Consider the following 22245-nt stretch of genomic DNA (forward strand, 5'->3'; position numbering starts at 1 on the left):
TTGTAGAAGTTAACAAAAACGAATCTTCTTTAAATCTACTAAAGCGGTATCTGGAACTACCTTGTTATTGAAAAGATAGAATACTGGCGCGGTAAAATGCTTAGAACCATGAGCTAAGTGAAGTTTCTCAGCATATCCGAGCTCTATCACTTCTTTGTTGATATAAGAATCCACAAATGTAGCGTTCTTATTAGCAACAATCTGCAGCAGATTCTCGTGATCATCGCTGCCGAACACAACGCTACGGTCAACGGTCATCTCCTGTTCGCCTTTTCCGCCATAAACCATCGCCCATTCACCTTTTTCACTCTGGAAACTCGCCCAGTTCTTTGTAAGTTCTGGTCCTGGATTTAAGAAGCATCCGGTATAGAAATTCTTACCCTCCAGATAACTTCCCATCGTTTGAACAATTTCTGTAGTGTGGCAAAGAACGGGAACTCCCGGCAGCATTAAGAAATACTTATGGATCTCAAGCCCCTTAAAAGTTTCATGCTTTTCGTAATTTGTGGATATCTTCAAGCCCTTCCACACGTTTCCTTTGCTGTCCTCTTTCTCAGCAAATTCCACGATACTTTCCTCTTTTAAAAGAGAGTTCAAACTCGTTCCTTCAACAAGCCCTGAAATCCCTCCAAACCATGGATTCCACCACGATTTCGGAGCCGGTTTCGGGAATGCTGAATCCATCCACTCCTGACCTTTATAAGTAAGAGAAAACAAACTCGGTGCAAATTTGCCAGAAGCCGAAATCTTCATCTCACCATTTTCTACAGACAAAACTTCTAAATCACCCTTTATGCTTTTCTCGAAAAGAACCGGTGTTTCCTTCATGACAAAAGCCGCAGTTTGACGCGTAATATCGACTGAATCCAAACTCATTTTGGAGGTTAGAACGTGAACCGATTCCTCAGCAGCTAGTGGAACTTCAAACGATGCCCTTGTCATTTCCTCATCTGAAGCAAACAAGTGGCTTTGAAGAATTTCATCGTCCAGCTTAATTTCAATCATTCCGTTAAAGAACGCTGATTTATAATCTTTAACAGATGCCTTTACTTCAGTTCCGCTCACAAATGGGTTCCCATCATTCACGGAAAAAGTTATATGGTTCGTAAGGCTCTCAGCAGGCATATCACTCTTTTGCACCGCATATTCGCGGAAAGACTGCCAGTCATGGAATGCACCGATTGAAAACACAACCGGTTTTGTCTGTACCGTTTGATGTGCAGTCAATTTCCCAAGGTTATGTTCAAAATACATAAACCATGATGCAAAATGAATGCTTTCATCTTTTGACCAGGAGATTCCTCGAGGATTGTTCTGTCCTCTTAAGAAAATCCAGTTTTCAGAAAGGTTCTGGCTTTTCCAATAGTCCAGAAAAGATCCCATCGAATCGTTAAGTTCCAAAATTTCTCCCTTATAGGGCATTACCGCTCGCTCTAATAGACGGCTAAAAATTGGATTGTTCAGCCAAACTTCTTCTGCTGTTCCTGTGTCTTCTGTATTCGTGATTTCATAATGCTGCTCAACCAAACCTTCACTGAATAATTTCACAATGGAAGCAAGCTCAAGACCAGGGAATGCATTTGAACGATAGACAGCCTTCATACCAGCGTATCCCTCTTTAAAGATCGGCTCTACACGCAGAGGACGAATGCGTGACAGTTCTTCTGAAAATGGTTTGCCGAGCTTCGGACACATCAACGCCAGTTTGTAGTCTTTACTTCCTTTCCCAGGCTTGAGCCAGTTGTTGAACTTCTCATGGATTAAATGATATTGACTGTTGTACACGTGATAATAATCATCACATTCACCTGCAAATTTTGTTCCGATCCCTTTAAAGGCAGTTCCTATCTTTTTGGAGAAAACAACAGAGTTGCCATCCTTTTTCGTAGCTGTAATCTCAAGGTCAGCAGAATAGAATCCATGCTTCGTCAATGAGAATTTCACAGGTACGGATTGTTTTGCGTTCGGTGCTAACGTAATACAGAATTTGCGGTTTTCCATATTGATTAATTCTGACTCAGGCAGTTCAAAAGAAAACGCAGCCTCTTCATTAAAATTATTTTCTAAATCTATATAGAACGTCGATGAATTCCCTGCAAACGTCAATGCATCTGAAAGTTTGCAGCTCAAATTCAATGGGAACTTAGGTCTGATTCCGACTTTAAATAATGCTTTTTCTCCGTTGATTGTCAGCATTGCAGATACAGTTGGATGTGTCCGCCAAACGCTCTGTTCTTCATCGATCGGATTTACTGTAAAAGGTATTTCAATAGTCTCTTCACTTTTTACCGTTGTTTCCCTAGAGACCTGAAACTCGATATTTTTGTCGTTCATCCCTTCAATCGCTACCGTTAATGGTTTGCCCGACTTATTGATAACACGATATTGAATCTTATATTCAGAACCAAATACAAGATTGAAGTCCTCTACTGTAGCAGAGATCAGATAGTCATCCGTTTCGATTAAACGAAGTCCCCTGCCAAAACGTTCAAACTCCATTCTTAATTTCTCTTGGTTCTTCGTTTCCCAAGAGTACTCATAATAATGGAAGTCATTGTCCTTATTTCCATCAGGTACTACTTCAATTGTTCGGGTGCTGCTTTCATACCAGTTCACTTTATTGAAAAAATCTGCGATTGCCTCGGTTTGCATAACGGAAGGCATGAAGTTCATGAGGTGTGTTGTGTCATCACGATCTTCCCAAAAGAATCCGCACTTTTTATAAAGAGGCACCGCTTTTGTATTTCCTGGCCACGTATAAAGATCGAGACGCGGCCACTTCATTTCAATCGCTCTCTCGAGTGCTTTCAAGACCAGCTTCTTCCCGATCTTTTTTCCATGGTAATCTCCTCTTACATTTAAAAGAGGGATATAAAGCGCTCCTTCATCTTCTCGGTATTCGCCAAGACTGCAATAACCGACGACCTTATCGCCATCAAGAGCCAAATATAAATGGAGGTTTGTTGAGTTCGCTTCTTGTTTTAGGATTTGTTCTTCTGTTCTGATCGTGTTGCCGCCGCCCCAGCCGTCACGACTGTTGTTCCACATTTCTGCGACTCGTCCTGCATAGCTCGGATCATATTCTACGATTGTAATTTGATCGATTACTGATTGTTTTATTACTTCCATTTTTGTTGCCTCCTGTCGTTTTTTAATTATTGTGTTCTAGCGATTCCACCTTTTATAACGCGATTTTCTGAACTGTATCATCGTCAGCACCCCTTTTATAAAAATAAAAAAGGCCACCAGAATGCTGATGACCTTTTGGATACACTAAAAAAATGCACAAAAGGCCCCAGAATGCATACACATCCCGGGGCTCCGATTCACGTAATTAAAATTAAACGGATACCATAAAGAAGGTTGTGTATTGGACGTTACATTTAATTGTTTTCATCGTTTCAAAATTAAATTGAATCATGTCCAACGCCTCCTTTATTTGAAATATTTTCCTTACCTAAGATATTGTAATTTATATGGGTAAAAAAGTAAATGAAATTTTCAGAAGTTTTTAAATCATTTGCTATTATATTGAAAATTGAGTAAATTGATTTCATTTTTATAACGGTTCATAGGCGAATAGATTTGACTCATAGGACATTCCTATGGCTCATAGAAATTCGTTTGGTTCATAGATCTTTTACTTTGACTCATAGATTCTAAAGTTTGACTCATAGAGTAATAAGTTCATAGACCTTATATTTCGGCTCATAGACACATACTAAAGGTGTTTACGAAGTAAAAAGCCAACAAGGCTAAACCGCAATAGTATCTACTACCGGCTCACCTTATTGGCTTTTATTAAATCATTTAGTTTTTTTAACCGCCAAATGAATACGCAGGGCTTCCTTTTACATCTGTCTCTATTTTAAAGAGGCCTCCTGTGAGCGGATATTTCTCCAGCTCCTCTTCCGTCATATTTTTTCTTGCTGTCGTGATATAGAGTGTCTTCAAATCAGCACCACCAAACGTGCATGATGTAACATTCAATGCTGGAACTGGTATCGAGATCAATTGTTCGCCAGTCTCAGGATTCCAGCGTGAGACTTGTGCTCCAGCCCAATGCGCAATCCAAAGCATTCCCTCTTCATCAATCGTCATTCCATCTGGATATCCTTGTCCTTCTTTAAACTCGATGACAGCTAGTGGATTTTCTATTGCTCCGGTTTCCCCATCATAATCAAAGCGAGTTACCTTCTTAGTCGGTGTATCGATTAAATACATGAATTTATGATTAGGTGACCAAGCCAGACCATTTGATATCGTAAGGTCACCAACTTTTTTCTCCACTTTTAAATTCTGATATAAACAGTAAAGCGATCCCTTTCCTTGCTCTTCACTCAAACTCAGTGTGCCCGCCCAGAACCGTCCATATGGATCACACTTTCCATCATTAAACCGGTTCTCTGGCAGATGGTTTTCAGGATCAGAAATCGGGGTGAGCTGCTCGGTCTCCAAATCCAAATAGTAAAATCCTTTTTCCAAGGCTAAAACAACTCCACCCGATTTTCGAGGAACGACAGTCCCAACGAGCTGATCCACATCAATCACTCTATTTTTATTCGTCTCCGGATTGTATATATTCACGGTTTTACCTAAAATATTCACCCAGTACAATACACCATTTCGCGAGTCCCAGCATGGCCCTTCGCCTAATTCGGCTTTCGCTGGTAATACTAATTCTGCTTCATCTTTCAATACTAAAACCTCCTGTTTGCAATTCGACTCTATCCACTTCATTCCCGAAATTCACTTTAAATATGACATCGATTATAACATTTCTTAATCAGAAAATAGTTATGGAAACGCTGTCAAACATGTTGTAAAATAAAACTTCCGCTCAATTTAAAAATAACAAAATATGTTAGGAGCTGATTTATGGAAACGCTCAAAGCCTCTCATTTATTTAAGGTCTATCTTTGGACATTATCTTTTTTAAAGCCTTATAAATGGCTCTTCTCTCTCATGATTCTTAGCAGTATTTTTATCACGGGAATCGAACTGTTAATCCCGAAGTTCATTCAATATTTTATTGATGTCATCGTACCAGAAAAGAACACACAAATGTTCTTCAAACTTCTCGGTGGGACTGTAGGATTGCTCGCTATCATGATCTACCTCAGCACAGTCCGAAACAATCTTCAGCGCATCGTACAAGAAAAAGCATCGAGAGATATACACTTCAGTATTTTCCAGCATCTTAGAAAATTAGGGTTTTCTTATTTCGAAAAGACTCCGATCGGAGAAACCCTTTCCTTAATGAACACAGAAGTAACGGCTGTTCAAAATCTTTACCGTCAATTCATTCCTTTTATGATTCAAGAAGCCATCTTTTCAATTTTAGCGATTTTTATTCTGTTTACGATGAATGTCAAATTGGCATTGATCATCATTCCTGCATTTCTTCTTTATTATGTAGTCGGTCCTCGTTTTGAACGAAAAGCTTCTCTTCTTAGCAAGGAGTTAAGTACGAACCGTATTGCATTAAACAAGAAAATCTATGAAACAATCAGCTCATTGCTCGAAGTGCGTGCCTACTCTTCTGAAAAGTGGGAGTACGGACGCCTGAACGATAAAGTACATACTTATAACCAGAGCATGATAAAAGCCTATCTCTATGCTTATATCCGCGGAACCGTACGGCGGCTTTCCTATTATGCAGGCGCTATCGCAATCTTAATCTATGGTTCTATCTTAGTTCGCTCAAATAATCTTACAGTCGGTGAATTTTCAGCTTTCCTGCTTTACTATTTTACCGCTATGCACCGATTGACAGCGGTCATTACTTCTATGACGGAACAGCGGGTACTCATGTATCAAGTTGATAAAATCTATCAATTGATGAAAATCAAACCTGAGATTACGGATCCGGAACAGCCCGTCCTGCTTTCTGATATAAAAGGAAAAATAGAGTTTAAGAATGTTCACTTCCGCTATCCTGCTTCTGAAGATATCATAAAAGGCTTCAACTTAATGGTTAAGCCAGGTGAGAGGATCGCTCTTGTCGGCACGAGCGGGAACGGAAAATCAACCCTGCTAAAACTGTTAGGCAGATTTTATGATGCTACTAAAGGTGATATTTTACTAGACGGTTTTTCTTTAAAAGATTTGAAGATTTCTCAAATCCGTGATTCTATCGGCTATGTATTTCAGGAAACGTATCTATTCGGTTCAAGTGTAAAGGAAAATATTCGATTTGGTAATCCTGATGCAACAGATGACCAAATTGAAGAAGCTGCCAAAGCGGCGTATGCGCACGATTTTATACTGAAACTCGAGAATGGATATGACACTTTGATCGGTGAACGAGGTATCAAGCTATCGGGTGGACAAAAGCAGCGGATTTCTCTCGCGCGTATGTTTTTGAAAGACCCTAAGATCATCCTGCTCGATGAAGCCACGTCTGCTTTAGACAACGTGAGCGAAGTGGAAGTTCAGCGTGCATTGGATACCCTTTTAAATGGAAAAACCACCCTTACTGTAGCTCACCGTCTTTCAACGATACAAGATTACGATCAAATTATTGTTGTCGATCAAGGTCAGGCTGCTGAAAAAGGAACGTATGAAGAATTGATGGCAAGAAAAGGAATCTTTTATCACTTGTCTTCAGGTGAGGATGCCACACAGCTTCCTATTGCTGAAAAAGAAATCGTTTAATTGGAGGGGTTAGATGGATAATATAAAATGGCTTCTTCATTATATTAGAAAGATTAAGTGGTTCTTTCTGTTTTCAGTACTTTTATTATGTTTAGAATCGATGTCAATTATCGCGACCTTTGGCTTGCAAAAGTACATCATCGATGATGTTTTTATAAACGGACAATACGATAGACTCGTTCCGATCTTACTAATGTTTGCTGGTGCTTTCATAGCGTATGCTCTTCTTTTTACGCTCGCACCTCACACGTTTCACCGCATTCAGGCAAGAATTATTGCTGTGTTGACTCAAGACTTTATGAACTATATGCAGCGTATTCCGGTTAAGACTTTTCATAATGAACGTGTGACGAAGTATGTTCATTATTTATCAAATGATGTGTCACAAGTTGCGGGCATGATTGGAGGTTATATCCCAAGACTTATACAGCTCTTTGTCACAATCGCTGTACTTTCGGTCATTATCTTCATTTCTTCCCCTGTTCTTTTAGCATCTATTTTGGTATTTAGTGCTCTATATATCGTGATGGGAAGACATTTCTCACCTTTGATCCGTAAAGCTGGAAAAGAAGCTCAAGACCGGAAAACGGATCTGCTTATCCATATCGAAGAAGGTATCTCTTCTACGCGTGAGGTCATGGCGTATAACCGGACTGATTGGGAAACTTTGATCTATAACCGCCATTTCAAACGGTATTTCGATGCGGTTATGAAACAAGCTAAGATCAACAACAAACAGATTCTCGCGAGTGAACCTTTAAAATGGGGAGCCTCACTGATCGTGATAGGGTACGGCGGATATAGCGTTATCCAAGGGAATCTTACAATCGGTATGTTCATCATCGTCTATCAATTTACCGGCCAGCTGATGGATGCCCTGCATCGTTTGTTTGCCTTTTCGATGGACCTGTCTAACATTTATGCGAACGTTGATAGACTTCGTTCCGTGATTGAGTCGCCGACCGAAAAAGATGGCTTTATACTGTTTAACGAGAGAATCGAATCTATTCAGTTTAATGGCGTTTCGTTTTCTTACAGCGAGGAGTCTGACAACAACGTGCTTCATGATCTTACGTTTACGATACCTGCCGGAAAGAAAGTTGCTTTTGTCGGTACAAGCGGCGGCGGAAAATCAACAATTGCTCAGCTCCTTATGCGCTTTTTCAAACCAACAAAAGGAAAAATTTTAGTGAACGACCATTTACTTCATGACTTGATATACGCTGACTGGACGAAGCGAACCGGCTTTGTTACACAAGAACCGTATTTGTTTCCTGACACCGTAAGAAATAACCTGTTATTAGGGAGATATATTTCTCATGAGAAAATGATTGAAGCGTGTGAAATCGCTCAAATCCACGAATACATTGAGTGCCTGTCTGAAGGCTCTGATACGGAGATAGGAGAAAGAGGCATCACCCTCTCAGGCGGTCAGCGGCAACGTTTGGCTCTTGCACGTGCAATCATCACGAATCCCGAAGTCTTAATTTTAGATGAAGCAACGTCAGCGCTAGACCTTGAAACAGAACGACAGGTTCAATGCAATTTCGACCTTGTTAGAGAAGGAAAAACCACGATCGTGATCGCCCATAGACTTTCTACCGTTCAGAACGCAGATATCATCTATGTAATGGATAACGGCTCAATCGTTGAGCAAGGAACTCACGATGAGTTGATGCAAGGAAATACCGTTTATAAAAGTTTGGTTTATGCGGAAAAAACGTTAGAAGTTGGTGCATAATGAAGAAGTATAAACTGCTTTTGTTTGATTTAGATGATACCCTTTTATATTCGGACTGGTTTAAAGAAGGCTTGATTCAGACACTCAGAGAACACCCTTTAACTAAAAGCCTAGACGCAGCTCTATTCCTTGAGAAAAAGCTGCGGGTTCCTTCCCACTTGATCGAAAAGCTTAAGAATCGTGAATTCACGCCCGAGGAATTTCGAAGAGCACGGTGGATATATGCATTTTCTCAATTTAATATGACACCAGACGATGACGCCCTCACTGAAATAGAAAAACAGTTTTTACAAAAAGGCTTAGCATGTATCACCCAAGATCCATCACTTATTCTGCTTCTAAAGGAATTGAGGAATCATTATAAACTGGGTATTGTAACAAATGCGCTTTATGATCCTCGCCAAAAAGTTTATAAAATGGGATTGTCGAACGTGTTTCCTGACAAAACTATTTTTAGTGCAGAAGAATTAGGATTAAGGAAACCAGACCGTGAATTCTATCATGCACCCCTTACCTATTTTGAAGTACACCCAGAGGATACAATTTTTATCGGTGACTCTTGGATACATGATGTAGCAGGAGCAGTGGATGCAGGAATGGATGCGATCTGGATCAATTCACGAGGTGCTGTTCCAACAACGAGTCATTCTCCTTATGCCATTGTTTCAGATGTGAAGGATATAAGAGATTTGCTGCTGAATTAATTGCTATAACAATACTATTTTGGAGGCCGATCCATGAACTCTACAAAAACAATCGTTGATAAATTGAATCTAAGAAAATATGAGAGCAAGCTCATTCTTAACCTGCCTGAAGATATAAATGATTTTAATGAAATAAAATTTGATGGTTCAATTACGAAAGAAAAATATGACCTCATCTTTGCCTTTGTATTTAATCTAGAAGAGTTTTCAAATGAGCTTAACAACGTAATCGAGAACCAGCTGCTCAGCGACAAAGGATACCTCTTTTTTGCTTATCCTAAAAAGAACAATCCTCAATATAAAGAGTACATCGAACGTGATCAGATCTTCCCCTACATAAAGGTTGGTGAGGACGGTTATGTAGCGGGAAGCAATCTGAAGTTTTCGAGGATGGTCAGTTTAAATGACGTGTTTACAGTTGTCGGTTTGAGATCTGAGAAAAAGAAGTCTGCCTCCAGCAGTTCTAAGAAGAGTCAATGTGTAGATGACTATATCGTTCATGTAGATGATATTAAAAGATATTTAGAGAAGAACGCAGAATTATTAAGTACCTATAATGCTTTAACGTTTGGCTATCAAAAGGACTGGGCTCGTTACGTGTATTCTGCTAAACGGAAAGAAACACAAGAAAAACGTTTGCTTGAGATGGAAGACATCTTAGGGGAAGGCTACAAATCTATGGATTTATATAGAAGGAGTATGAAATAGAACGCGAAAAGTGACGAGAATGGATCCCGTCACTTTTTTTCATAACCTATGATGAAAAATCATTTCAATTCCATACTCTCCATTGTAATCCTCATTTTCGTAAGTAAAACCTGCTTTTTTGTATAAGTGGATCGCAGCCATATTTGTATTATGAACCGTTAAGATGATTTCGTCTTTGTCTTTGTAATGTTCTTTCACGAGAGCTGGCAGTATACGCAAAGCTTCAAGTGCGTAGCCTTTTTTTTGATGACGAACATCAATCGATAAAGATTTTAAAAGGATGGCTTTTTCATTATCCGTGTAGATATTTCCTGCCCGGTCTGTGTACAGAGCAAACCACCCCACTACTTGACCTTCAGAACAAATCACAAACGGCTGATTACATTTATCACTTTGAAAAGTCTCTACAATAAGAGAAGGAACGGATGTATAGATCGCTTGCTCGTCAGGTAGTGTGTACTGGTTTATGGTCTGTAAATCATCATCGTCAAACCGCCTCACTGTAATACTTGTTGGCATTGTGAACACTACTCCCATTCTAAATCATAAACTCAAGGAATTTTATCTGCTGTGAAGAATACCTTTTAATATTCAATCCGAATACAGGAGGCGTCTAATTTGAAGAAGAAACTCCTTATAGCAGCTGTTTTATTATTTGGATTCGCTCTCGCATCAACGTTTTTAAAAGGACAAGACTCACAGATAAAGAAAGAAGAAACTACAATAAAGACACAACGCTCAATAAGTAACGGCACTGTTTTATTTAAAGGTGAAAATGACTATTGGGAAGCAGAGTTTTCCATTACCAAAAATATGGTGAACCAGCTTAAACTCAAACATAAGTCCACAAAAAATGAACTTCCAGAACTGCTTTCTTTCACATTAAGTACGGCTTTTAACCAAGATAAAAAACAACATCAAATAGGTGCATTTACCTTATCGTTTGAGGAATTCCCAAGTGAGTTATCACTTCTTTTTAAAGAAAACAAGCTCTTAAAACCTCTAGGGAAAAATCTGGTCCTAAAGATCAATGGAGATGGGCATTATCAGTTTTTTAATATGTATGCTGTAGATTAATCAGAGACTTCTAATTCCAAATAATAGTTTGAAATCGCTGCAGTTCTTATTTGCTCCTTTATATCCTTCTTTGGAGTCTAAGATCACAACTGTTTTCCCAATCCATATCCTCAAATAAAGCGATTGCAGCCTGATTGGTCTTACTATTCCTTTTTCTTCGAATTCCGTACCATTGTTTAATTCTGTTTCTGTCCTTACAAACCATCTGTTTCCAAATCCGAATTCTATAAATTTCAAGCCTGTATCTCCTTTTATCAGGACTTAGATCGTTTTTCTTTTCTTTTCAACCTGCTTCTCTTCTAACTTTTTTACTTTATCGTAGATTTTAAAAAGCATGGCTGTGGTGAAAGAAAATTGAACGATAAACAAAGTGACATATGTAAATTCTATATTTTCACCGCCAACAAGGGCACCAAAAGTTAAAAATACAAGAATGCTGCCAATCATCGTTACTATGAAGATGACTACCTGATTATCCATAGGAATCCTCCAAAACTCACTTGTTTTTAATTTCTTCCAAGAGAGAAATCACTTTTTCATTTTGTTCTATTAAGGTTTGATTTTGTTTCCTGAATTTCACCATATCAAACATAAATATTAGTAAAATTATAAAGATAAAGAAATCCATAACCACACTCCTGTCTAACTTGATTTTAACATAAATATCCACTCGAATTCCCTTAAATTAGGTCATAATTACCTCTTCCCTTTTCCTATCTATAACCATTATTGTTAGAGGTAGAGAAAACATCTGGATGGAGCTGAATGAAATATGGAGCGGATTTATAACTTGCTTGAAAAAGAGCTGGTGATAGCTTTAGGATGTACCGAACCTGTTGCCATTGCATTGGCTGCTGCTACGGCAAAAAAATATACGAATGAGAAGGTTACTTCGATCTCAGTTTCAGCGAGCGGCAATGTTATTAAAAATGCATTGTCTGTAGGGATTCCTGGAATGGGCTTTACCGGCATCGATTTCACAGCCGCCCTTGGTGTCATCGCTGGAGATGCTTCTAAACAGCTTAGAGTTTTAGAGGGCGTTACAAAAGCAGATGAAGAGGCTGCAATCCAACTCGTTCGCGAAGGTAAGGTAACAGTTGAGACAGCAGATACACCTGAAAAATTGTATATTGAGGTTCATATAGAGTCCCTTTCGAAAAAGATTAAGGTAGTTATTTCTGGAGACCATACGAATGTGAGTTACATCTCAGTTAATGATGATATCCTGCTGGATCAGTCTGATACGACGAAATCCACACCACAAAAACAAGAAAAGTTCCCTGAGCTTTCAGTTGATGACCTTTATACTTTTGTAACTGAAGTACCATTAAATAAACTGGAACTCGTTAAAAGAAGCGTTCAGTTGAACCGGGCGATTTGTGAAGAAGGTCTTTCAAATGATTATGGTTTGAAAGTTGGTAAGACTCTTTACGATCAAACCAAATCTGGTATTCTTTCTGATGATCTTGCGACTTACAGCATGGCTCTTTCGGCAGCTGGTTCAGATGCCCGGATGGCTGGTTCAACCATGCCTGTCATGGCGAACTCTGGAAGCGGAAATCAAGGAATCGCCGTCACGATGCCTGTTGTAGCTGCTGCCGAAAAAATCGGGGCAACCGAAGAAAAAATGCTGAGAGCTGTAACCTTAAGCCATCTGCTCTCCATCTATATGAAGTCGAAGTTCGGCCGTCTATCGGCATTATGCGGCGTAACCGTTGCAGGTGCCAGCGCATCTGCTGCAATCACTTACCTCTTAAGTGACGAACTGAATAAAATCAAAGCTGCCATTCAGAACACTTTAGGTAATGTCAGCGGAATGGTGTGTGACGGTGCAAAAGCTGGATGCGCGATGAAGGTCGCAACCTGTTCGAACGCTGCTGTTCAATCAGCTATTCTCGCCTCACAAGGTCTATGTATTCCTTCTACAAATGGTTTTATTGAAGAAGACGTTGAACAAACAATCGAAAACTTTTGCCGCCTTGGGAATGAAACATCAGGCACAACAGACAAAGTTCTTTTGGATATGATGGTAAATAAAAAATCTCTGCAAAAAGCTAACTCCTAAAATGGGTTAGCTTTTCTATTTGTGTTAATATTATCCACATAGTGATTGTTGAATAGGGATGTGTTCTTGATGGCACTTGAACAAACAATTGGTGTAGGAAGTACCGCAAAAGTGATTGTTCTGGATGAAAGAACAGTTGCCAAACAGTTCTTTGACCGGGTTTCGCGCTCTTCTATCGAAAATGAATATTTAAAAAGCAAAGCAGTGATGCATACCGGGCTCCCAGTACCGGTCATTCTTAAAAAAGTAATCCACAATGGGCAAACCGCTCTTTTATACGAAAGAATAAACGGATCTCCTCTAACAAAGAAATTATTAAATCAGCCTTGGACTGCACTAAATCTAATAAATCAGATGGCAACCTTACAAGAGTTGATGCATGATAAGGAAATTTCTAGCTTTCCTCAGCAAAAAGACATATTACAGCACAAAATCACTCTAGCAAAAGAACTTTCTGAATCTGAAAAAAGTTTTATAGCTGAACGGCTCTCGAAACTTCCAACTGGCAATTCTTTGTGTCACGGAGATTTCCATCCGGATAATATACTTCTAGATGAACGTGGTCCCGTCATTATTGATTGGGCTGATGCAAGCCAAGGAAACAGATTGGCGGATTTAGCCCGCACTCTTGTTATTTTGCAATACGGCGGATTGCCTTCAGGAATGAAACCTTTTAAACGTAAAACGGTATTGTATATAAGAAATCTATTAGCTGGAAAATACTTAAAAAGCTATAGAAGGTCTTTTCATTTCTCGCTTGATTCTCTGAAAGAATGGATACTCCCAGTAGCAGCAGCTAGATTAAGTGAAAACCTTCCTGTAGCGGAAAAAGAAAGACTTGCCATGCTTGTTAAACAATACATTGAAAATGATGGACTCAAATAAAGGGGGAATTTTAATGATCTACGAAATGACGGTTCAAGTTCGTGTTTCTGATATAATAGAAGGCCAGCGATTTTATGAGACGCTGCTTAATCGAAGACCTGATTTCACTCCGCATGAAGGGTTTGCTGAATGGGAACTGATCCCGAACTGCTGGCTGCAAGTCGCTGAGGGTATTCCAACAGAAGGCAGCGGTCCGATTCGATTGGGTGTTGTTGATCTTGCTGCTGAGAGAAGACGTTTGATAGATATTTTAAAAGTTGAGGAATTTGAAATTCATGAACGTGAAGAGGTTCCAGTGAAATGGGCTACATTTTCGGATCCTTGGGGTAATCAGCTAGGTTTGTTTGAATACAAAGATGAAAACAATAAGAAAGAGAAACTTGAACTTATAGTAAGGAGATAGTCATGAGATTTATCATTGCATCCGTTATATCCGTTCTTTTAGGAGCGCTCGTGTTTTTCGCCCTCCCAGGCGGCGGGAACTTGTTAGAAGTAGAGTGGCAAGGTGTGTTGTTCAGTCTGTTTTTCGGCGTGATTACAACACTTCCATTCTTCCTGTTTTGCACATTGCCGACTGCATTTATCGTGGAAGGACTTGCAACGAAGTTCTGGATTAGACTTAGAATCCGCTTAATTTTATATATTCTATTAACGGCATTATTCATCATTATTTATCGTTTCACACTCTTTTATTGGATGGATTTCGCAGAATCCAACCTTTTTGCCGTATTCGGCTACAGCATCGCTTGTTCAGTAGCTTTTTGCTATAGTTATACCATTCTGAAAAGAAGAAGAAAAATAGAGCCAGAACCGGAAAGTGAGCCAAGAAGTGCTAAGAGGTATCGTGGTTCTCATTAATTTAATATGGTTAAACTTTGTTAGGTACATGAAAGGAGAAATCTTTTAATGTAACTCTTTTTCACTTTAAAGTGCGGTGTTTTTTTGAGGCGGACACTTTTTATAAGAACCGCAATTTTTGTACGGTTAAGTAGAAAAAGTGTACGGTTGCGCCACTTTTTTGTTCGGTCAGGACTGATTTTAGTTCGGTTCGTACGTTTTTTTGTACGGTTCGGCATTTTTTGTTCTTTTCGCAAAGAATTAACAGACATACCCGCGATCAGTGAGTGAACAGGGAAACTTTGGAGACGTTTAGGAGTGAAAAGCTCGGCCACGATCCATTAAAATAGAAAAAAAACTGCCTCATAAGCACATAAAATGTACGTTAAGGCAGCTTTTTAATAACAATTATCGGTTTCTCACCGAATCTCCCTCTATCAAACTTACATTAATTCGTTCGTGTTCGGGCTTTTTCTTCTTTATCAGGTTTATCAGCAGTTCTGACGCCAGCGATCCCCATTTATGCTTAGAATAGTTGATCGTTGCGAGTCTAGGGTGAATATATTGAGACACTTCAATATTATCGAATCCGATAATATGAACGTCCTCTCCGACACGCAGGTTCGTCCGGCTAAAATAGTTGTACATGCCGATCGCCATCTCATCGTTCAGACAAAATACTCCGACTGGTTCCGAAAATTCCTGATGAATCTTCTTTGCGGCCGCCTCACCTGATGGCTTGTTAAAATCTCCGTCAAGTTCAACATACTCAACTTGAGAATAACGCTGTACGGCTTTTTGCACCGCTTCAAGTCTTTGACGGGCATCGAAGGAAATCTCTGGCCCCTTTAAAACATAAATCTTACGATGACCTTTTTCAGCTAGATGATCAATGGCAAGCGTTGCACCCGCTTTGTTGTCGAGCAGTACTTGAGAGATGTTGATATGGTCCATTCTTCGGTCCATCACTACAAGCTTGTGGCCGCGCTCTGCATGGCTTAGCAATTCCTCCGTCTCATACGTTGCATCTAAAATAATCGCGCCGTCGATCATACGCTCCGGTAAGAATCGGTGTGATTCTTTACCGCTGCAGACAATCAGCTCATAGCCGTTTTTGCTGAGCGTTTCCATCATCCCTTGAAGAAGCTCGCCGTAAAAAGCACCGCTGTAATTCGTCAGATAGATTCCGATAATCTTTGTTTCTCTCTTTTTTAAAGAACGTGCTGCGGCACTTGGAATATAATTTAATTCTTTCGCGATTGCTTGTATTCGTTCAGATGTTTCCTTCGTTACTTTCGGACTTCCGTTTAAGGCATAGGAGACCGTGGATATGGAAACACCTGCTTTTTTCGCAATGTCTTTAATACTTACCAACGAAATTCTCTCCTATCTCTTTCTGTAAACGTTTTCCTTTATTATACCGAATGATTATGAATAAATCTCCACCGTATTCTTGTCTTCTGTCAATTCTCTGGCAAGTTCGGAACGATTAACGACTAATCCGCCATCACGATAAAGGTTTTGATACGTTTCTGCTTTCACATCTTTACCGTTGACTACAAGACGACTTCCTTTTATACGATTACGATAAATAAAAGTTACAGGTTTTTCATCAATCATATATTCAAATTCTAATCCATCCATGTCTTCTGGAAGTACAGGATCAATAATGAGATCTTCACCATACGGACGAATTCCTAAACAGTTAGAGATCAGCTGGTTCATATAGATTCCAGGACCTGATGAATAGATGCGCCATCCGCCTTTTACTTTCTCCTTGCCTTCTTTCAACTCACCGAAACGTTCCTGCGCTTCGTAACGCGTTTTGAAATCACCGTCTGAACTGCTGAAGTAGGCATTGCTTTGACGTCTCTCTGCGTTTGGAACCGCTTCTTGGATCATGACTGGGTTAATCTTTTCTAGACCGCTCCATACTTCGCCAGTTTTCCCTAGTTTCGCCATCGCTTCTACAAAACGAATGTGTGCGTGAACATATTGAAGTCCGATCTCGCGTCCAAAGTTTGAAGCCTGTTCAGCGCGCTTAAAGTGTGTGCTGACACCGCCTTTGTAATGTGCTGGCTTATCCATCAGCCTCACACCATCTGGACAATAAAACTTATCCATGATCACGGCTAGGTGCTGTTCCGCTTGTTCTGGAGTTAACAACTCTGCGATCATGCTGCGGGTCATCGGCAGCAATCGGTAGTTGATTCCCGTCGTGTTATCACTTGGGTGTAGCATAAGCTTTGGCTCTTCTGCATTCTCCATATAGACAAACCCTGGAATCACATCATGGCTCAGCATATATTTTTGATAATCTGACTTAATGTTTTCTGCAAGCTTTCCTAATTCGAGAGACTTCTCTTCATCCACATTGTTAACTAATTGTGAGAACTGTGTCATCACTTGATACGTTAAAGCGACTGTCCATGAGCTCACCATGAACTTTTTCAGCTGCGGATTTGCTGGCTGAAGCGTATCATCCCAGTCCCCGTCACCATAAGAAGAAAGGTGCGTATCATGCAAGAAGTTCGCTTTCATATAGTCGATCTGTTTTTGAATATGAGCCATCAAAGTTGTTTTTTCTTCTGTGAAGCCAAACGAACTGTCTGTATAAGGAATCACTTCATTTAAAATTGAAAAATCGTTCGTTGCAGCAAGATAATCAGTCACAGCTTTTAACGGCCAAACGATGATGTCGCCATGCGATTCTTCCTGCTGAATTTTGAAATACTGATCGAACATGAACCATTGCGGCCAATTGCCGGTTTCTTCGTACTGATGCGAGTAGACAGTAAGCAAGATTTCTTTTACAGCGTCATAATGCTGTGTCGCCAAGAAATATTCAGTCGGCCCCTGACATACATCACGTGTCCCCCATGCTGCACCGCCGTACTGCTCCAAACCGTGCGGGACTGAATAATGAATAAGCATGTTATGCGTATACCAGTGTGCCAGTGCGTTCATTTTCTGAAGCTCAGATGTCTCTTCCCCGCCTTTTGATAAACGGAAGCCGCGATTCGTGTTTTGGATAAATTCACGGTAACGCTCGATTTCTACATCCGCTTCTTTTTCATTAAAAGGAATGTCTTTCCCGTCGATAAGACCCTGAACTGTAACCGTCCATTCACTTGATGGAGCTAAGTCACAAACTACGATCGATGCAGACAGTGGCTCGATGTTCTTTCCAAAGATCATCTCATCGGTCACTTGCATTTCTGCTCCAGTAACTTTCATTCGATAGCTCAAGTTTTCATACGTTTTTGCGCTGTCTGATGAAGAATCTGCAGTGAACGTAAGTACATTCTCTTCTTTTTCCAAATTAAACGGCACTTCGTATTCCTGATTGTTCATGGATATTTGATTCGTAACGACGAAGCGGTATTTCTTTCCGCTCTCTGACTTCACTTGCAGCTCCACTTCAGGTGAATCAACCGTTGTGAAGTTTGTGATGATAAACATTTCTTCATCTGTTTTGTAGAACCAGCGTGTGTAGTTAAAGCCCATTTCAAATAGTGAGGGCATAGTCAACAGCTGAAGTTTGCCCCTGACTTCAACATAAATACGCTGACCGGATGTCTTCATCACATTCAGTGCATTCCGCGCATTCGTCATCATCTTATGAAACGAAGTATTCCCTACAACGAGCTGAGAGTTGAAGATTCCGTACATATATGAAGTTGTAGAGATCGTATCTTCTTTTAAATGAACGTTGTTGCCTGTTACTAGAATGTGACCATGCGGACGCTCTACGATTCTCTCTTTCTCTTTTAAAACGATATGTTCATACGTTGGTGTAAAGAAAGACAGCATGGTGTTCCCTTCATACTCTTCTAAAATTCTTTCCGGGAATAGCTGATTTATTTCTTCAATCGTTAGATCTGCTGTTTTTAATGTACCAGCAAACTGTTCATTCTTGCTTACTTTTGGAAGAGAAATCGCTTCTTTTACGCTTTGAGATTGCGCGTCTTTCCACGCATCTAGCACTTCTGAAGTATATTCAACGGAAGTAATCGTTTCTGGATGATCCTCTTTAAAGCAGCCATAAAAGACAAACTGCTCTTTCCCCTGCAGATCAACCATTTCTGATTGAAGAGCGATATAAGCAAACTCATATTGATAGACTTCGTTTGGAAGATTCTCCTCATACAGTGCTTCAGGAAGATCCGTTTCTTTGAAAGAACGTCCGAAGAATTGAAAACCATCAGTCGCATATCCAACAGCTTTTGTCAGTGAACCTTGCTGCAGGTAAGGAAATGCAGTACCATTCGGCTGGTTTTGGCGAGAACAGACGACATACCCTAATGTTTCTTTTTCAAAAACGCGATGGTCAACATATTGAGCGATGAATGCTTCATTTGTACGAACTGCTCCTCTGTGAGCAAGACCAACATCCTGTCCGAAGATGATATCAGCTTTTACGTCCGAACCATCTAACTCTACATCCCAAAACCAAATGCCTTTTTCTGTTAAAGTGAAAGATACTGTGTAAGAAACACCTTCAAAGGATCCTTTCCAGAACACCTGGCTGTCTGTATGAGAAACCGAGCTATTTGAATGAACACCTAATAGCGGAGTTACTTTGATATCATCTTTTTGAAAAAGACGCAGATATAAATTATTTAAAGCGCCGTCGACCGGGTTGCTCATCCATTGATTGATCATCGTATCATTATGAGAAACTTCAAAAATATCACCAGAGTTCAGAAATAAAAATCGAAAGTCACCGGCTTTGATTTCAAAGTTTCCTTTCGTCATAGTTGTCATAAGTTACTCCTCAATTCTCTATTTGGTAAGTTCAAATGCAGCGCTCAATACATCACGACTGCTGCTGCCAACGAATACGGTAAATTCCCCTGCATCACTTGTAAAAGAAAGGTCAGCATGGTGATAGCGAAGCTGTTCCTCAGTCAACGTGAATTCTACTGTTTTTGTTTCACCAGGTGCTAGTGTCACCTTCTCAAAAGCTTTCAATTCTTTTAATGGGCGAACCACTTCACCAACAATGTCGCGGACGTATAATTGAACAATCTCTTCACCAGTCACATCCCCTGAATTCGTAATATTTACAGAGACATTCAGTGATTGTTCTTTTGTCATCGTGTTTGATAAAAGGTTTAATTCACTGTATTGATAATTCGTATAGCTTAATCCATGACCAAACGGATATAATGGCTCATTTGGAATGTCCAAGTATTGAGAGACATAACGGACTTGTGCGTCAGGTGCACCTTTTGGACGTCCAGTATTGAAATTGTTGTAATAAACAGGAACCTGTCCGACTGTATATGGAAACGACATGGTCAGTTTCCCAGAAGGATTCTGGTCTCCAAACAGAAGATCTGCCACAGCATTTCCACCTTCAGTTCCTGGGTACCAAGCTTCTAAAATGGCATCCGCTTGTCCTTCGATACCAGTCAGATCTAGCGGACGGCCGTTGAATAAAACGACTGCAACTGGCTTCCCAAGCTTCTTCATTTTTGAAATAAGCTCTAGCTGAATTTCCGGCAATCGAATATCTGCACGGCATCCTGCTTCACCGCTCATTTCAGAATCTTCTCCAAGCGCGAGAACGATGACATCTGCTTCTTTCGCGGTTGAGATCGCTTGATTAAGCAATTCTTCAGATCCTGTTTCTACGTCACAGCCTTGTTCAACTAAAAGATTCTCGGAGCTTACTTTTTTTGAAATCCCTTCAAATAAAGTAACCGCTTCATCTTTTGAACCTAACCAAGACCAGGGTCCTAATATATCCCCGCTTTTTGCAAAAGGTCCGATCAGCGCAATTTTCTTTTCTTTATTTAAAGGAAGGATTCCGTCATTCTTTAAAAGGACACTTGATTTTACTGCTAGTTCGTAAGCAGCTTTACGATGTGTTTCAGAAAGCACGATTTCTTTCTCACGCTCTTCGTCTGCACCGCGATAAGGATTTTCAAAAAGTCCAAGCTTTTCTTTCAGCTCTAAAATACGATAAACTGCTTCATCAACTGTATTCTCTTCAACTTTTCCTTCTTCAATAAGTGACTGTAAGTGATGGGCATAGCAAGAAGTCATCATCTCGATATCGACCCCAGCCTGGATCGCTTTTTCAGCAGCTTCCTTTTCATCTCTCGCTACACCGTGCGGAATCTGTTCTTTCACAGCTCCCCAGTCGGAGATCAATACACCCTTGAAGCCCATCTCTTCACGAAGCAGGTCTCGCATCAATCTTTTATTGCCTGTCGCTGGAATTCCATCAACTGTGTTAAAAGCCGTCATCACCATCTCACAGCCTTCATCAAGTGCAGCTTTATAAGCAGGAAGATATGATTCGCGAAGCTGGCGCACTGACATATCTACTGTGTTGTAATCACGGCCGCCTTCCGCTGCCCCGTATGCTGCGAAGTGTTTCACACATGCTGCTACACGGTCTGTTTCATTTGAAAGGTCCTTTCCTTGAAAGCCTCTAACAAACGCTCTTGCAAACTCGCTGTTCAGGAATGGATCTTCACCTGTACTTTCCATGACTCTTCCCCAGCGCGGGTCTCGGACTAAATCAACCATCGGAGCAAACGTCACGTGAACCCCGCTTACTGATGCTTCTTTTGCAGCGATCTCAGCACTTTTTTCAGCTGCTTCTAAATCCCATGAACAGCCGATCGCTAAAGGAACGGGAAAAATAGTTTTGAAGCCATGAACAATGTCCGCCATCATTAAGAGCGGAATGCCAAGTCTGTTTTCTTCTAAATGGACTTTCTGGATGCTTCTCACTTCTTTAGCCCCTGATGCTCCTAATACTGATCCGCTGTTTATGACATCTTCTTTCTTAATACCAAGTTCCTGCATCGGTCCTGTAATCTGACCGCCGTTGTTAGCGCCTTCATAGAATGGCGTGGCAAGCTGAATCAGCTGGGAGATCTTTTCGTGAATCGTCATTTTTTCTATTAATGATGTAATCCGGTTATTGTTCATTCACCCGCGCTCCTTATTAGTTTTATTAAAATCTAGGGCTATTACTTATCCTTTGTTGCTTTTGGAAGTGGTTGATTTCCGTTCCAGGATGCTCGCTTTCCGCGGGGCGTGCGGTGAGCCTTCTCGGCGCTCTGTGCCATTAGAAGTCTCACCTGTCCCGCTTCAAGGAAGCACCTTGCTCCTGCGTCTGCAAGTTAATGCTAACGAAGTGAGCTTCCTCGTCGCATGCCTTGCGAGAAGCATCTCAGGTGGTAGGCACGCACCTTGCACTCCAATCAACTAGTCAAGGAAGAAATAAAGAAATGGTCATAAGCACAATCTCTAGATAACAGCCCTTTAGAAAAGCACACAATCTAAATATCATCGAAACGTTTCTATTAAATTCAAGGCGATTATATGATGTATTTACAAGAGTGTCAATTTCTTCGTACTTTATCATATAATCGGAATCACCTTAAAAACCCCTTGTTTTCAACAAATAATGAAAGTTCTATATTTTTTTGAATTCTGGTGTTGAAAACGATTTCAACTTGAATTATAATGTGCTTATCGAAACGTTTCAACAATAATTTTCAAAAGAAGTAAAGAAAATAATAATACGAGATTGCTTTTTCAATTAG

General features: G+C 40.2%; 17 protein-coding genes. 9 read left to right on the forward strand and 8 right to left on the reverse strand.

Going from position 1 to position 22245, the window contains the following annotated elements; genetic code table 11:
• Positions 1-9: 9 nt before the first annotated feature.
• On the reverse strand, positions 10-3129 hold the full coding sequence (locus tag UN64_RS11630) for a GNAT family N-acetyltransferase (protein WP_077362833.1): 3120 nt from the start codon (positions 3127-3129) through the stop codon (positions 10-12).
• A 690-nt stretch (positions 3130-3819) separates the two neighbouring features.
• Positions 3820-4698, reverse strand: coding sequence for an SMP-30/gluconolactonase/LRE family protein (locus tag UN64_RS11635; protein WP_425590106.1), 879 nt, complete (start codon positions 4696-4698; stop codon positions 3820-3822).
• Positions 4699-4878: 180 nt separating this feature from the next.
• Here UN64_RS11635 and UN64_RS11640 point away from each other — a divergent pair, with 180 nt between their 5' ends.
• Genes UN64_RS11640 through UN64_RS11655 form a run of 4 tightly spaced genes read left to right on the forward strand, consistent with a single transcriptional unit; the run spans position 4879 to position 9810 of the window.
• Positions 4879-6657 (forward strand): ABC transporter ATP-binding protein, encoded by a 1779-nt coding sequence (locus UN64_RS11640; protein ID WP_077362837.1) that lies wholly within the window; start codon positions 4879-4881, stop codon positions 6655-6657.
• A 13-nt stretch (positions 6658-6670) separates the two neighbouring features.
• Positions 6671-8398 carry an ABC transporter ATP-binding protein gene (locus UN64_RS11645; protein ID WP_077362839.1) on the forward strand — a complete coding sequence of 576 codons (1728 nt, stop codon included), beginning with the start codon at positions 6671-6673 and terminating at the stop codon, positions 8396-8398.
• Complete coding sequence (locus UN64_RS11650; RefSeq protein ID WP_077362841.1) at positions 8398-9102, forward strand: HAD family hydrolase; 705 nt, start codon at positions 8398-8400, stop codon at positions 9100-9102. The genes UN64_RS11645 and UN64_RS11650 overlap by 1 nt, the downstream gene beginning before the upstream one ends.
• 33 nt (positions 9103-9135) lie before the next feature.
• The gene (locus tag UN64_RS11655; protein WP_077362843.1) at positions 9136-9810 is read left to right on the forward strand and encodes a YdeI/OmpD-associated family protein; all 675 of its coding nucleotides are present in this window, start codon (positions 9136-9138) and stop codon (positions 9808-9810) included.
• Between the two features lie 39 nt (positions 9811-9849).
• On the opposite strand, the gene UN64_RS11660 is transcribed toward UN64_RS11655, so the two are convergent.
• Positions 9850-10329: a GNAT family N-acetyltransferase gene (locus tag UN64_RS11660; RefSeq protein WP_077362845.1), complete on the reverse strand. Its 480-nt coding sequence runs from the start codon at positions 10327-10329 to the stop codon at positions 9850-9852.
• A gap of 99 nt (positions 10330-10428) precedes the next feature.
• On the opposite strand from UN64_RS11660, the gene UN64_RS11665 reads away from it, so the two are divergent.
• Positions 10429-10887: a hypothetical protein gene (locus UN64_RS11665; RefSeq protein ID WP_077362847.1), complete on the forward strand. Its 459-nt coding sequence runs from the start codon at positions 10429-10431 to the stop codon at positions 10885-10887.
• Here UN64_RS11665 and UN64_RS11670 read toward each other — a convergent pair whose 3' ends face one another.
• Together UN64_RS11670 and UN64_RS11675 are read right to left on the reverse strand one after the other, a co-directional pair.
• Complete coding sequence (locus UN64_RS11670; protein WP_077362849.1) at positions 10888-11124, reverse strand: DUF3977 family protein; 237 nt, start codon at positions 11122-11124, stop codon at positions 10888-10890.
• Between the two features lie 24 nt (positions 11125-11148).
• Positions 11149-11367 carry a hypothetical protein gene (locus UN64_RS11675; RefSeq protein ID WP_077362852.1) on the reverse strand — a complete coding sequence of 73 codons (219 nt, stop codon included), beginning with the start codon at positions 11365-11367 and terminating at the stop codon, positions 11149-11151.
• Positions 11368-11659: 292 nt separating this feature from the next.
• Here UN64_RS11675 and UN64_RS11680 point away from each other — a divergent pair, with 292 nt between their 5' ends.
• The 4 genes from UN64_RS11680 to UN64_RS11695 all read left to right on the forward strand — a co-directional run bounded on the left by UN64_RS11680 (position 11660) and on the right by UN64_RS11695 (position 14695).
• Positions 11660-12952 (forward strand): L-cysteine desulfidase family protein, encoded by a 1293-nt coding sequence (locus UN64_RS11680; RefSeq protein ID WP_077362854.1) that lies wholly within the window; start codon positions 11660-11662, stop codon positions 12950-12952.
• Between the two features lie 69 nt (positions 12953-13021).
• The gene (locus tag UN64_RS11685; protein ID WP_077362856.1) at positions 13022-13837 is read left to right on the forward strand and encodes an aminoglycoside phosphotransferase family protein; all 816 of its coding nucleotides are present in this window, start codon (positions 13022-13024) and stop codon (positions 13835-13837) included.
• A 13-nt stretch (positions 13838-13850) separates the two neighbouring features.
• Positions 13851-14240 carry a VOC family protein gene (locus UN64_RS11690; protein WP_077362858.1) on the forward strand — a complete coding sequence of 130 codons (390 nt, stop codon included), beginning with the start codon at positions 13851-13853 and terminating at the stop codon, positions 14238-14240.
• A gap of 2 nt (positions 14241-14242) precedes the next feature.
• Positions 14243-14695 (forward strand): hypothetical protein, encoded by a 453-nt coding sequence (locus UN64_RS11695; protein WP_077362860.1) that lies wholly within the window; start codon positions 14243-14245, stop codon positions 14693-14695.
• Positions 14696-15082: 387 nt separating this feature from the next.
• On the opposite strand, the gene UN64_RS11705 is transcribed toward UN64_RS11695, so the two are convergent.
• From UN64_RS11705 to bglX, 3 genes are read right to left on the reverse strand one after another with little or no spacing between them, the layout of a single operon-like run.
• Positions 15083-16048 carry a LacI family DNA-binding transcriptional regulator gene (locus tag UN64_RS11705; RefSeq protein ID WP_077362864.1) on the reverse strand — a complete coding sequence of 322 codons (966 nt, stop codon included), beginning with the start codon at positions 16046-16048 and terminating at the stop codon, positions 15083-15085.
• Positions 16049-16102: 54 nt separating this feature from the next.
• Entirely contained in the window at positions 16103-19441 is a 3339-nt protein-coding gene (locus UN64_RS11710; protein WP_077362866.1) for a GH36-type glycosyl hydrolase domain-containing protein, read from the reverse strand.
• An 18-nt stretch (positions 19442-19459) separates the two neighbouring features.
• Positions 19460-21625: a beta-glucosidase BglX gene (bglX, locus tag UN64_RS11715; protein WP_077362868.1), complete on the reverse strand. Its 2166-nt coding sequence runs from the start codon at positions 21623-21625 to the stop codon at positions 19460-19462.
• Between the last annotated feature and the right edge of the window lie 620 nt (positions 21626-22245).

Origin of the sequence: Fictibacillus arsenicus (assembly GCF_001999465.1) — a bacterium.
GTDB classification, from domain to species: Bacteria; Bacillota; Bacilli; order Bacillales; family Fictibacillaceae; genus Fictibacillus; species Fictibacillus arsenicus.

Excerpts from the sequence above, each read along its gene's own strand:
- UN64_RS11650 (WP_077362841.1), top strand. The coding sequence starts at position 8,398 with ATGAAGAAGTATAAACTGCTTTTGTTTGATTTAGATGATACCCTTTTA.
- UN64_RS11685 (WP_077362856.1), top strand. The coding sequence starts at position 13,022 with ATGGCACTTGAACAAACAATTGGTGTAGGAAGTACCGCAAAAGTGATT.
- UN64_RS11675 (WP_077362852.1), bottom strand. The coding sequence starts at position 11,367 with ATGGATAATCAGGTAGTCATCTTCATAGTAACGATGATTGGCAGCATT.
- UN64_RS11695 (WP_077362860.1), top strand. The coding sequence starts at position 14,243 with ATGAGATTTATCATTGCATCCGTTATATCCGTTCTTTTAGGAGCGCTC.
- UN64_RS11660 (WP_077362845.1), bottom strand. The coding sequence starts at position 10,329 with ATGCCAACAAGTATTACAGTGAGGCGGTTTGACGATGATGATTTACAG.
- bglX (WP_077362868.1), bottom strand. The coding sequence starts at position 21,625 with ATGAACAATAACCGGATTACATCATTAATAGAAAAAATGACGATTCAC.
- UN64_RS11710 (WP_077362866.1), bottom strand. The coding sequence starts at position 19,441 with ATGACAACTATGACGAAAGGAAACTTTGAAATCAAAGCCGGTGACTTT.
- UN64_RS11680 (WP_077362854.1), top strand. The coding sequence starts at position 11,660 with ATGGAGCGGATTTATAACTTGCTTGAAAAAGAGCTGGTGATAGCTTTA.
- UN64_RS11630 (WP_077362833.1), bottom strand. The coding sequence starts at position 3,129 with ATGGAAGTAATAAAACAATCAGTAATCGATCAAATTACAATCGTAGAA.
- UN64_RS11640 (WP_077362837.1), top strand. The coding sequence starts at position 4,879 with ATGGAAACGCTCAAAGCCTCTCATTTATTTAAGGTCTATCTTTGGACA.
- UN64_RS11690 (WP_077362858.1), top strand. The coding sequence starts at position 13,851 with ATGATCTACGAAATGACGGTTCAAGTTCGTGTTTCTGATATAATAGAA.
- UN64_RS11655 (WP_077362843.1), top strand. The coding sequence starts at position 9,136 with ATGAACTCTACAAAAACAATCGTTGATAAATTGAATCTAAGAAAATAT.
- UN64_RS11645 (WP_077362839.1), top strand. The coding sequence starts at position 6,671 with ATGGATAATATAAAATGGCTTCTTCATTATATTAGAAAGATTAAGTGG.